The sequence below is a fragment of the Bifidobacterium callimiconis genome, assembly GCF_003952005.1.
GTDB classification, from domain to species: Bacteria; Actinomycetota; Actinomycetes; order Actinomycetales; family Bifidobacteriaceae; genus Galliscardovia; species Galliscardovia callimiconis.
The window spans coordinates 1-12,622 of sequence record NZ_QXGJ01000024.1; the positions used below are offsets into that span (position 1 = coordinate 1).

Sequence of the window (12,622 nt, forward strand, 5' to 3'; positions counted from 1 at the left end):
GCCCGCGGCGCGTACATCATCGCCGTGGCCGAGGAGGGCGACCAGGATGTGGAGAACTATGCGGACGTGGTGTTCTGGCGTCCCAAGTGCCCCACGCTCATGAGTCCGCTCGTCGACGTGGTGCCGCTGCAGCTGTTCGCCATGGACATGGCCAAGCTGAAGAACTACGACGTGGACAAGCCGCGCAACCTCGCCAAGTCCGTCACCGTGGAGTAACCCCTCTTCATCCTTCCCCTTCCCCTTGGGGACGGCCGACGCAGTTGGTCCCGTCCCTCTTCATCCTTCCCCTTGAAGGGGTGGGCGAATATGGGTTGTGGCAGATCGCTCTCTCTTCTTTCTTCTGAGGAGAAGGCGGCCGACGCAGTTGGTCTCGTCCCTTTTCATCCTTCCCCTTGAGGGGAAGGTGGCCGACGAAGTCGGTCGGATGAGGTGACGTGCGCCCGAATTGCCAAATTCACAGCGCGAAATACCCGATATCCAGAATTCACAGCGTCAAACACCCGAATCCGCCTTGGATTCACGGGTCTTTGACGCTGCGAAAAGCGGATATCGGGTTTTTCGCGCTGTTTTGTGGAAAAGACCGTGGGGCAGACCGTGGAGCATGAGAAGGAGAATCATATGCGCACGACCGCAAAACCGCATCGATGGGTGATCGACGAGCCGGACATCCCGTTCGAGTTCACCGTGCTGTATGAGGACGAGCGGATCATCGTGATCGACAAGCCGCACTTCCTACCCACCACGCCGCGCGGCATGTGGTATCGGTCCACGGCGCTGATCCGTCTGCGCGAACGCTACGACGAACCGCAGATCACGCCCGCGCATCGTTTGGATCGCGACACCGCCGGCGTGGTCGTGTTCGTACGCGATCCATTGGCGCGAGGCCGATACCAAATGCTGTTCCAGGAGCATCGCACCACCAAAACATATGAATGTGTGGCGCCGGCGAGGCCGATCACGCGACCGCGGTTCGGCACGATCGAACGGTTGGATGCGCCGCGCGTATTCCCGCTACGTCGTCGTTCCCGCATCGTCAAGGATCGGGGGATTCTGCAGGCGTACGAGGAGCCGGGACTGGTCAACGCGGAGACTGTGATCGAGTTGGGCGTGGATGGCGGTTGCCTGGGTGATCGATTTGAAGACAATCGGTCCGGGAATGGCCGGTCTGCGAATAGTCGGTCTGTGGATGATCGATCCGGAGCCTGCCATACGGGTGGTCGTTTGGAGCATGACCGGTTTGCGGTCGATCGTGCAAACGACTGGCCCATGGGTGACCGGTCTTTGGTGACGGCGTGCCCGATGCGCGCGTATACGCTGCGGCCGCGTACCGGCAAGACGCATCAGCTGCGCGTGCACATGAATTCGCTGGGGCTGCCGATCAAGGGCGACCCGATGTATCCGACGATCATCGATCGCGCCTACGACGATTTCTCGAATCCGTTGCAATTGGTGGCCCGCACACTTGAGTTCACCGACCCGTATACGGGGGAGAATCGTCGATTCGTCTCGCAGGCGCCGTTGGACGTGTGAGGGGTGTTGCTCTAAATCCCTCCCTCAGTCCGGCTGCGCCGGCCAGCTCCCTCCCTGGGAGGGAGCACGAAGGGGAGCGGGTGTCGGTGTTCTCCCTCCTTGGGAGGGAGAAGTCGTGACGGACGTCGCGACAGAGGGAGGGTTTGGATTCCTTTTTGGTTCTGGGTCCCTCCCTCAGTCCGGCTGCGCCGGGCAGCTCCCTCCCCGGGAGGGAGCACAAAGGGATAGGGGCGAGCTACCGCAGCGTGGCGACGGAGTCGCGTTCGATCAGGGTGCCGGGGACCAGCTGATGCGTGATCTCGCTGCGACGCCCCTCGATCACCTCCAGCGTCTGCTCGAACGCCATGCGCCCCACCTTGGAGAAATGCAGTCGCACCGTGGTGAGATTCAGCCTCGGCACTACGCCGCCGAGCGAATCGTCCACCCCGATCACGCTGACGTCCTCCGGCACGCGCTTGCCGGCCGTCCTCACGCCCAGCATCACGCCGTTGGCCATGTTGTCGTTGGCCGCATACACGGCGGTGCATCCGGGAGTGGCCGCCAGCTGCAGCCCGGCGTCGTACCCGCTTTCCGCCTGCCAGTCGCCGCGAATCACGCGCGGGGGAGTGAGACCGTGCGCCTCAAGCGTTTCACGCCAGCCGCGTTCACGCTCGCCGTTGGCGACGGAGTCCTCCGGGCCGGACACATAATGCACGTTGCGGTGCCCGTGTTCGAGGAAGTAGTCCACGATCGTCCGTGAGCAGCCGTACTGGTCGGAATCGATGGTGGAGCAGGTGGTGGAATCCGCGGTGGTGATCAGGGTGACGCTGATCGTGGGCGGCGGCGTGAACGTGTCGAAGTCCAGCGGCTTGTGTTCCAGAATCACGATGATCGCATCGACGGGCATATCCTTCATCTTGCGCACGGTCTCGGCGAGCGTGGGCTTGTCGGCCCAGTTCATCATACCGATCGTGACGGCGTATCCGTGCTCGGACGCCGCATTGGTGATCCCCTCGAGCGCACGCAGATTGCCGGTCGATCCCAGATCGAACATGATCACGCCCACGGCGTTGAACCGACCGCGTTTGAGCGCCCGTGCGGCGAAGTTCGGACGGTATCCGAGCTCCTTCATGGCGGCGAGCACCTTGTCACGCGTATCCGGTTTCACGGCGTCGCTGCTGTTCGACACGCGTGACACGGTCTGCGCCGAGACGCCGGCCAGTCGTGCCACATCCGTCATGGAGACGATTCGTGTGGTGGATCTCCTCGTGCCGCTCATGGTGAACTCCTCCGATGGTCGATCGCAATGATTGCGTTCACATCGTTCATCGTATACCGATCGCCAGGAGGGAGCGTGGCGTCGGTCATCGTCGTCGATACGTTGACGATGTCGTCTGTCGGCTGTAATGGGTGTGTGACCGTCACGAGCGTGACGGGCGTATTGGGTATGGCGGCTGCCGCGGATGTGACGGCCGTAACGGGAAATCTCCGCGGAATCAAACGTTTGACTTGTCGAAAATCGTTGAAAATGCAATAATGGTTACGCAAACATCCATTGAAGAGTGGAGGCGTAATGACGCGCACAACATCATCGGCGCGCAGAGCATTCCGGTGGCCGCAGCCGCTCGCCGGAAACAAGCCGCGAATCTGGTACGGCGGCGACTACAACCCCGACCAGTGGCCGGAAGACGTCTGGGACGACGACATCCGTCTGATGAAACAGGCCCATGTCAACTTCGTGTCCCTCGGCATCTTCTCCTGGGCCAACATCGAGCCTGAGGAAGGCGTATGGAACTTCGACTGGCTCGACCGCATCATCGACAAGCTCGGCAAGGCGGGCATCGCCGTCGATCTGGCGTCCGCCACCGCATCCCCGCCGCCGTGGCTCACCTCCGCCCACCCCGAAGTGCTGTGGAAGGACTACCGCGGCGACACCTGCTGGCCCGGCGCCCGACAGCACTGGCGTCCCACCTCGCCGATCTTCCGCGACTACGCGCTCAAGCTGTGCCGCGCCATGGCCGAACACTACAAGGACAATCCGTACGTGGTGGCCTGGCATGTGGGCAACGAATACGGATGCCACAACCGGTTCGACTACTCCGACGACGCCATGCGCGCCTTCCAGGAGTGGTGCCGCGAGCGCTACGGCACGATCGACGCCGTGAACGACGCGTGGGGCACCGACTTCTGGTCGCAGCGCATGACCGACTTCAGTCAGATCATCCCGCCGCGGTTCATCGGTGACGGCAACTTCATGAACCCCGGCAAGCTGCTCGACTTCAAGCGCTTCTCGTCCGACGCGCTCAAGGCGTTTTACGAGGCCGAGCGTGACGCGCTCGCCGAGATCACGCCCGACATGCCGTTGACCACGAACTTCATGGTCAGCGCGTCGAACAGCGTGATGGACTACGACGACTGGGGCGACGCGGTGGACTTCGTGTCCAACGACCACTATTTCACGCCCGGCGAGGCGCATCTCGACGAGATGGCGTACGCGGCGTCGCTCACCGACGGCATCGCGCGCAAGAACCCGTGGTGGCTCATGGAGAACTCCACGTCCGCGGTGAACTGGCGTCCGATCAACTATCGCAAGGAGCCGGGCCAGACCGTGCGCGACGCCATGGTGCATGTGGCCATGGGCGCCGACGCCGTGGGATTCTTCCAGTGGCGTCAGTCGCGTGCCGGCGCGGAGAAGTTCCATTCGTCGATGGTGCCGTTGGCCGGCGAGGATTCGCAAGTGTACCGCGACGTGTGCGCGCTGGGCCGTGATCTCGACAAACTGGCAGACGCCGGACTGCTCGGTTCCCGCGTGGCGCAGGCCAAGGTGGCCGTGGTGTTCGACTACGAGTCGCAGTGGGCCACCGAACACACCGCGACGCCGACCCAGCAGGTGCGGCACTGGACGGAACCGCTCGACTGGTTCCGCGCGCTGCTCGACGTTGGCGTGACCTCCGACGTGGTGCCCGTCCGCGGCGATTGGGATCGGTACGACGTGGTGGTGCTGCCGAGCGTGTACCTGCTCAGCGAGGCCGATTCCGAGCGTCTGCGCGCGTTCGTGAACGGCGGCGGCAGGGCGATCGTGACGTATGCGACCGGCATTTCCGACGAGCGTGACCACATCTGGCTCGGCGGATTCCCCGGATCGATCCGCGACGTCGTGGGCGTGCGCGTGGAGGAGTTCGCCCCGCTGGGCGACGATTTCCCCGGAACGCCGAACGAGGTGCGGCTGTCGAACGGCACCGTGGCGCACGACTGGGTCGACGTGATCACCTCGGTAGGGGACGACGCCCGCGTGCTGGCCTCCTATGAGGACGATCCGTGGACCGGTCTGGACGGTGCGCCCGCGATCGTGGCCAATGAATTCGGCAAGGGGCGGACCGCGTACGTCGGATGCCGACTCGGTCGTGACGGATTGGCGAAGTCGCTGCCGGCGGTGCTGGACGCGCTTGGCGTGGCTGGTGCGGATGGTAATGGTTTCGGTTCGGATGGTAATGATTTCGGTTCGGGCAATGGCTCCGTTGTGAATGACGGTGATGCCAAGGTGCTCCGCGTCGTTCGCGAAGGCGCCGACGACAGGCGATTCACGTTCCTGTTCAACCGCACCCGGGCCAAGGCCGGCGTGCCGCTGGACGGTGAACTGGTGATCGCCTCGAAGGCGACGGTCGTCGGCGATGGCGATTCGGCCGAGATCGAGCCCAACGGATTCGTGGTGGTGCGCTCGCTGCCCACGGACTGACTCTCTGGACTGACTCTCTGGACCGGCGTAAGTCACATCGTGCCCGTCAACGAGATCTGCGATATGCGGACGGCGTTGACGGGCATTGTCATATGTGCGCGTGTGCGTGTGCGTGCGCGTGCGCGGGGCATGGGCGGTATGCGCGTATGTGATCGTTATGTCGTGCGAAACTTGTGGAATCAAAAGGTAGTACTATTCGCGGGAATGGTATACTTCTAATCGCGGGGAAAACCGTGCTCATGGGCGGACCATGGACCAGCCATGGAATCGTGGAATCGCGATCGCGGAAATCGCGAAAATCGTGGGAATCACGCCGCCCGATGTTCTATCGAAAGGCAATGATGAGCGAAGCACAAGCCAATATCGGTGTTGTCGGTCTTGCAGCGATGGGAGCGAGCCTGGCTCGTAACCTGGCGCACAAGGGCAACACGGTAGCCGTATACAACCGTCATTACTCGCGTACCGAAACCCTGATCAACGAACATGGCGACGAGGGCAAGTTCGTTCCCGCCAAGACGCTTGAGGAGTTCGTCGCATCCCTCACCAAGCCGCGCGCAGCCATCATCATGGTCAAGGCCGGCGAGCCCACCGACGACATGATCAACCAGCTGGCCGACCTCATGGAGCCCGGCGACATCATCGTGGACTGCGGCAACGCCTACTACAAGGACACCATGCGCCGTGAGAAGGCCATCCGCGCTCGCGGCCTGCACTTCGTCGGCTGCGGCGTGTCCGGCGGCGAGGAAGGCGCGCTCAAGGGACCGTCCATGATGCCCGGCGGCACCGCGGAATCCTGGAAGACCCTCAAGCCGATCCTCGAGAGCATCTCCGCCAAGGCCGAAGGCGAGCCGTGCGTGACCCACATCGGCTCCGACGGCGCCGGCCACTTCGTCAAGATGGTGCACAACGGCATCGAGTACTCCGACATGCAGCTGATCGCCGAAAGCTACGACCTCATGCGTCGCGGCCTAGGCATGGAGCCCGCCGAGATCGGCGACCTGTTCGAGGAGTGGAACAAGACCGAGCTCAACTCCTACCTGATCGAGATCACCGCCGAGGTGCTCCACCACGTGGACAAGAAGACCGGCAAGCCGTTCATCGACGTGGTGCTCGACCACGCCGGCATGAAGGGCACCGGCACCTGGACCGTGCAGACCGCCCTCTCGCTGGGCGTGCCGGTGACGGGCATCGCCGAGGCCGTGTTCGCCCGTGGCCTGTCCTCGCAGACCGAGCTGCGCGCCGAGGCCGCCAAGCAGGGTCTTGAGGGTCCGTCCGAAGTGGTGCCGATGCCGCTCGAGGAGCGTCAGGCGTTCATCAACGACATCCGCGAGGCGCTGTACGCGTCCAAGATCGTGGCCTACGCGCAGGGCTTCAACGAGATCTCCGAGGCCGCCAAGGAGTACGGCTGGGACATCGATCTGGCTGCCGTGGCCCGCATCTGGCGTGGCGGCTGCATCATCCGCGCCCAGTTCCTCAACCGCATCTCCGAGGCGTTCGAGTCCGGCGAGGCCAACGTGTCGCTGCTGTTCGCCCCGTACTTCAAGGATGCGGTGGAGACCGTGCAGCGCTCCTGGCGCCGTGTGATCTCCCGCGCCATCAGCTTCGGCATCCCGATGCCGGTGTTCTCCAGCTCCCTGGCCTACTACGACGGTCTGCGCTCCAAGCGTCTGCCCGCCGCCCTGATCCAGGGTCAGCGCGATCTGTTCGGCGCCCACACCTACCAGCGTGTGGATGAGCCCGGCGTGTTCCACACCCTGTGGACCGAGCCGGGTCAGGAGGAGATCAAGCAGGCCTGATCTGCTGATCTATTGATACTGCTGATCTATTGATCTATGGATCGGCCCGGTCAGTCGAGGACAGTTCGGCTGACCGGGCCGATTTATTTATTGGCTGGCTGATCTGCTATTGGGCCGTAGGAGCTTTTGTGGTGCTTATAACTGGGGTTTAGGCTCGCGCCAGTAGATGCATCAAGGTGCTATTTCCCTGGTGAGAATTAATGGCGCCTCGACGCGCTTACTGCTGCAAGTCCAAACTCAGGGCATAAACACCACGTTTAGTTCCTATAACACGATTTGTTGATCTGTTGGCCGGCTGATCTGCTGAACTGTTGATCTGCTGAACTGTTGATCTGCTGGTCTGTTGTCCGGTCAATGACGGTTCGGTTGACCAACTGATCTATTGGTGACGGGTCTGTGAATCCGCCAATCCACAGACCTGTCGATTGATTGGTCCATCGATTAACTGACAAATAGGTGACGGTCCCGTGGATCGTCCCCCCCCCCTCAAAAAAATTCGGTGCGGAGGGGTTCTTCCTTGAATCCCTGTCACGCCAACGAAACACGGCCTCCCGATTCTGGGAGGCCGTTCGTATTTATGGCCGATGGTTTCGACCGGTCTGATGAACCTTGATCGACCAGTCTGACCGATCTGAATGGTCTGGGTATTGATCTGGGTATTTCCGCATCATTAAACATCGGTTCTGGGCATTTCCGTATCACGAGGACCCGTTTTTGTGACTCTCATGATACGGAAATACCCAGAACCGAGTAAATGTACCGGTTTGACCCAGAATTATCGTCCGGTTGGACCCAGATCACTGTCCGGTTCGACCCAGATTCCAGTTCGCAAAGACCGGTACCGTCCCGAACGGTCAGACCCCGACTACTCCGCAGAGCCGTTGCGCAGAATCGAAGCGGCGGCATCGTCCACAAGCCACAGGGATTCCTTGGCACCGCCCGCGAACGAGCTCGGCACCTGCGGATTGTTGATGCTGCCCAGCGCCTTCGCCACGGCATCGGCCTTGCGCTCGCCCGACGCGATCATCCATACGCGACGGCACTTGCGGATGAACGGCGACGTGAGACTGATGCGCACCGGCGGCAGCTTGGGGGAGTCGCTCAGACCGATCACGCGGGTCTTCTTGTCATGGCTCTTCAGCGCCGGATGGTTCGGGAACAGCGATGCGAAATGACCGTCCGGGCCCACGCCGAACAGTGCGATGTCAAACGCCTGCTTCTTGCCCAGCTCGTTGACGATCTCCTTCTCATAGGCGTGAGCGGCCTTGGCTGCGACATCGTAGTTGTCCTTGTCGGACGCGGCGGCGATCTCTTCGGGGGAGCGGGTGTCGGCCGGCATCTCGTGCACGTGCGATTCGGGCATCACGCCGTTGTCCACCAGCTTGCCGAACCACGCCTCGCGAGCCTGCACGGCGTTGCGGTCAGGATCGTCGGCGGGAACGAAACGCTCGTCGCCCCACCACAGATGCACGCGACTCCAGTCCACGGCCTCGCTCAGCGGGCTCGCCGCCACGGCGCGCAGCACGGCATTGCCGTCGGTGCCGCCGGTGAGCGCCACATCCACGCGCTGATGACGGGCGAGACGATCGGAGATCTTGATGAGCAGACGTGCGGCTACGGCCTCGTGCAGCACATCGGCGTTCGGGTATTGAATAACACGACGTTCGACCATGATTCCTATTCCTCTGTCCTACGTTTCCGCGGCGGATTCGCTTGGTTCCGCGCGGTTTTCCAATCGCTACGATTTTAGTACGGAGCGGTTACGAGACGAGATGGCATTGCATGGTCCATTCCAACTCATTATGGTTCCAGCGCATGGAGTCCGCGGGAACCGGGACGTTCAGAAATCTGGTGACAAGTCTTTCCGCGCTTTCAAGGTCGTATGACTGGACAATTGTGCCGCTGGCCGTCTTCCTGAATTGAGGATTCCTCCAAGTCGTGGGAATTTGAAAGGTGATGGGGAACGGAATTCGGCGTCTTCCGCATTCGCGGCGCAGTGCATCCATGAGCAAATCTGCGTTGCAATCCTGAGTGCTGGCGATGATGGCCAGATCCACGAGGTCTTTGATTCTCGTTGATTCCCGGCCGTTGATCCGCTCGACTATAGCGCACGCCTTGTCTGCGATCTGATTGACGATGGGATACAGGCGGTATTGATAGGACTTCAGTTCTTTGGATAATGCCGGTCGATTGCGGGGAGTCATAATCTCGATATTCTGCAAGACGCCCTGATGTGTGACGAGATCAACATGGAGATTATCGAGGACCTTCGTTCCGAGACTCATGCGGAAGGTTACTCGATATCCATTCAGATACGGCTGGTTGTCTCCTTGGGCGATTGGTTTGACCGAATCAAATGTGAAGGTGAAGAAATCATGCAGATCCACTGCGGCAAGCCGTTTCAGATCATCCAAAGACTGCTCCAGATCGTAGCCGTTTCTGAATAGATCGGCGTCGAGCGTACGCCGGGTTGAAGGAATGCGTGCGAGCATGGCGCTGCCGCCTTTGAGCACCCATTCACTGTGTTGGCCTTCGCTGAACACGAGACATAGGAAACGGTCATAATGCATTTGCCGGATGATATCAGTGACATTACGTTCCGGATGCTGCTGATGCTCGCGCTTTGCTGCCGCCTTGATCGCCTGTTCGACAGCCAGTCCGTTCGCGTAGTTTTCATTTGTCATCGTCGTGATTCCTTTGTTGCGTTGGACTATCAGAATCATGTCGGCCAATCAGCGGGGGAAACAGAAAAGACCGAGACATAGTAGGGCGGATTGCTTCCAGTATTTCCTGGATTCCCCGGGAAATGGTTTTGTTCTGCGCTTTGCCGATGTCTTCGATCATCGGATGCACGGAGTCAAGATTCAGAGAAAGGATGTCGGATGATAGAGCCTTTTGCAGTTCTTGGAATTGCGCGGAAAGGGTTCTTGACATCTGTTCTTGAACTATTTGAATGCTTTGCTGAATGGGATCGTCCACGGGAGCGGTAAGAGCGGATAACAGTCCCCTGCCGTCTCCGGAGGCGAATCCGTTGCGCTTCGCATATGGAGCTAGCAGCTTTTCCAGATAAGAACGATTGATATTGTCATATGCCTCAATGGTGCAGCTCGAAAACAGGCTCGACACCAGAGAGAGATCGGTATTATCGGCGACGAGATCTGCGACGGTTTGTTCAAAGGTCGTTACCGGTAGTCCTTCACGTATGGTCAGCGATTCGGGATCATATTTTTTCGATCTTATGCTGATTCCCGTTCGCTGTGTTTGCTTTCGTGTGGGGGTACTGAAGCAATATGGTTCCGGGACGAAATCCCCAATGTCTAGTAGCCATGCGGCGGTATGCGAGCTTACTACGGCATCCGGTGGTGAGTTATGCAGACGCTCTTCCGCGGTTTGCTCGGGATATAGGGAGAGCCATGCGGCATGTAGCGACTCGAATCGCTCGGAGGGAACTGAGGTGTTGCGATATACGCCTTTGAGTAGTCTTTCCAGTTTTCCTTCGGTCTCTAGCCTATGCATGCTTGATCGGGCAATTCCCAGGTGCTGCGCCTGTGCAGTAGTCACCAGTCCCCACTGGGTCTCCATCAGTGGTGTAAGTCGCTGAAGAATGGACTGCCTATTCATGCTTGGATTGTATACCTAATTGTATACAATCCAAGTTCTGTGATTGATGAGTAAGAAAAATTCACTGATCGGTCGAAGAGGACTTTCGGGATGAAAGGTCCGGGGCGTAAGAAATTCGCACTTCCGCTCCTCTCAGTCGGCTTTGCCGACAGCTCCCTTCGGAGAGGGGATCCGAGAACCGGTTTGTCGTTTTCCGGGGAGGGGGACGACGATTTGTGAGGATTTCCTTGGCTGGTTTTGCCGACGGCTTCCTTTGAAGAGGAAGCCTAGGAGTGGGCTGTCATTCCCCGGGATGAGGATAACGGTTTCCCGGGGAATGGGGAGCTGGGGTGGGGTCAGGCGATCTGGCCGTGCTTTTCGTAGTTGGTCACGCGGGTGGCGTGGTTCTTCTCATCCACGAACACCACCTTGGGCTTGTGGGTCTTGACCTCTTCGGCGTCCATCTGGCAGTAGCACATGATGATGGCCGTGTCACCGGGATCGAAGAAGTGGGCGGCGGCGCCGTTCAGGCAGATCACACCGCTGCCGGGTTCACCGGCGATGGTGTAGGTTTCCAGACGCTGACCGTTGTTCACGTTCACCACGGCCACCTTCTCGTATTCGAGAATGCCGGCGGCGTCAAGCAGATCGGAGTCGATGGTGATCGAACCGACGTAGTCGAGACGGGCCTCGGTGACGGTGACGCGATGGATCTTGCCTTTCAGCATGTTGAGCTGCATGAGTGTGTTCCTTAGGTTGAAGTTGTGGGATTTTTAGGGGGTACTTCCCTCAGCGAGGGGAGCCGGAGGGATTGGGCCCTTTGCCTTCCCCTTGAGGGGAAGGTGTCCGGCGAACGCCGGACGGATGAGGTGACCGGCCGTCAGGCCGCGACCAAACAGGATCGGCCCACGGCCGATGCGCTATTCCGTCGGCTTACGCCGAACCACCTCATCCGTCACGCTGCGCGCGACACCTTCCCCTCAAGGGGAAGGCAAGGGAGAGGATGGGAACTCAGTGGAGTTCGGGGTAGAAGAAGTTGTCGATCAGGCGGGTCTTGCCGATGCGCACGGCGATGGCCACGAGCACGGGCTGGTCGAGCGTGGCGACCGGGTGCACGTTCTCCAGATCCACCACCTCAACATACTCCGGGTCGGCGAGCGGCTCGGTGGCCAGCACCTCGCGCACCTTCGCCTTGATCGCGTCGGCGCTCTTCTCACCCGACTCGGCCAGCGCACGACCGGCCTCCAGCGCCTTGTGCAGAATCGGCGCGGCGGCGCGCTCCTCCGGGTTCAGATACGTGTTGCGAGAGCTCTTGGCCAGACCGTCGGCCTCGCGGATGATCGGGCAGCCGATGATCTCGATGTCGAAGTTGAGATCGCGCACCATGCGCTTGATGACCAGCAGCTGCTGTGCATCCTTCTGACCGAAGTAGGCGCGGTTCGGCGTCACGATGTTGAACAGCTTGGCGACCACCGTGCACACGCCGCCGAAGTGCACCGGACGGCTCTTGCCGCACAGCTCCTCGGTGATCGTGGCCATGGTGATGGCGGTGGTGCGGTTCGGGTAGTACATCTCCTCGGGGGAGGGGTTGAACAGCAGGTTCGCGCCGGCGCCGGACACGAGCTTGGAATCGCGGTCCAGATCGCGCGGGTAGGCTTCCAGATCCTCGTTCGGTCCGAACTGCACGGGGTTGACGAAGTCGGAGACGACCACGCGGTCGTTGTCGGCCACGGCGCGCTCGATCAGGCTCTTGTGGCCCTCGTGCAGGAAGCCCATGGTGGGCACCAGGCCGACGGTCAGGCCCTGGGCCTTCCATGCCTTGACCTGCTCGCGCACCTCGGCGATGGTGTGTACGACGGCGAATCCGTTTTCGTTTTCAGTGGTCATGATGTTGTCCTTTGTGATTGTCTGTTTGATTGATTGGATGAATGACGTGTGAAAGAGCCTCTCTCTTTCTTTCCTTCCCCTTGAGGGGAAGGTG

9 protein-coding genes and 1 pseudogene are annotated in these 12,622 nt (G+C 60.5%); 4 read left to right on the forward strand and 6 right to left on the reverse strand.

All coding sequences use genetic code 11. The features are described from left to right. Both D2E23_RS11305 and D2E23_RS11310 read left to right on the forward strand, forming a co-directional pair. A pseudogene (locus D2E23_RS11305) lies at positions 1–216 on the forward strand (glutamine--fructose-6-phosphate transaminase (isomerizing)); the annotation flags it as partial. Between the two features lie 402 nt (positions 217–618). Continuing rightward, a complete protein-coding gene (locus tag D2E23_RS11310) occupies positions 619–1,530 on the forward strand; it encodes a pseudouridine synthase (protein WP_126030996.1) in 912 nt (303 codons plus the stop codon). A 235-nt stretch (positions 1,531–1,765) separates the two neighbouring features. On the opposite strand, the gene D2E23_RS11315 is transcribed toward D2E23_RS11310, so the two are convergent. Continuing rightward, a complete protein-coding gene (locus tag D2E23_RS11315) occupies positions 1,766–2,788 on the reverse strand; it encodes a LacI family DNA-binding transcriptional regulator (protein WP_241227297.1) in 1,023 nt (340 codons plus the stop codon). 294 nt (positions 2,789–3,082) lie between these two features. On the opposite strand from D2E23_RS11315, the gene D2E23_RS11320 reads away from it, so the two are divergent. Together D2E23_RS11320 and gndA are read left to right on the forward strand one after the other, a co-directional pair. After that, the gene (locus D2E23_RS11320; RefSeq protein WP_126030997.1) at positions 3,083–5,245 is read left to right on the forward strand and encodes a beta-galactosidase; all 2,163 of its coding nucleotides are present in this window, start codon (positions 3,083–3,085) and stop codon (positions 5,243–5,245) included. A gap of 341 nt (positions 5,246–5,586) precedes the next feature. Further along, positions 5,587–7,041, forward strand: coding sequence for an NADP-dependent phosphogluconate dehydrogenase (gene gndA / locus D2E23_RS11325; protein ID WP_126031004.1), 1,455 nt, complete (start codon positions 5,587–5,589; stop codon positions 7,039–7,041). An 865-nt stretch (positions 7,042–7,906) separates the two neighbouring features. On the opposite strand, the gene pgl is transcribed toward gndA, so the two are convergent. The 5 genes from pgl to panC form a co-directional block, all read right to left on the reverse strand. Further along, entirely contained in the window at positions 7,907–8,713 is an 807-nt protein-coding gene (gene pgl, locus D2E23_RS11330) for a 6-phosphogluconolactonase (protein ID WP_126030998.1), read from the reverse strand. Between the two features lie 88 nt (positions 8,714–8,801). Next, positions 8,802–9,725, reverse strand: a complete 924-nt coding sequence (locus D2E23_RS11335; RefSeq protein ID WP_164520802.1) for a nucleotidyl transferase AbiEii/AbiGii toxin family protein — start codon at positions 9,723–9,725, stop codon at positions 8,802–8,804. Further along, the gene (locus D2E23_RS11340) at positions 9,715–10,662 is read right to left on the reverse strand and encodes a type IV toxin-antitoxin system AbiEi family antitoxin domain-containing protein (protein ID WP_126031000.1); all 948 of its coding nucleotides are present in this window, start codon (positions 10,660–10,662) and stop codon (positions 9,715–9,717) included. The genes D2E23_RS11335 and D2E23_RS11340 overlap by 11 nt, the downstream gene beginning before the upstream one ends. Positions 10,663–10,997: 335 nt before the next feature. Then, complete coding sequence (gene panD / locus D2E23_RS11345; protein WP_126031001.1) at positions 10,998–11,381, reverse strand: aspartate 1-decarboxylase; 384 nt, start codon at positions 11,379–11,381, stop codon at positions 10,998–11,000. Positions 11,382–11,652: 271 nt separating this feature from the next. Further along, complete coding sequence (gene panC / locus D2E23_RS11350; protein ID WP_126031002.1) at positions 11,653–12,528, reverse strand: pantoate--beta-alanine ligase; 876 nt, start codon at positions 12,526–12,528, stop codon at positions 11,653–11,655. Between the last annotated feature and the right edge of the window lie 94 nt (positions 12,529–12,622).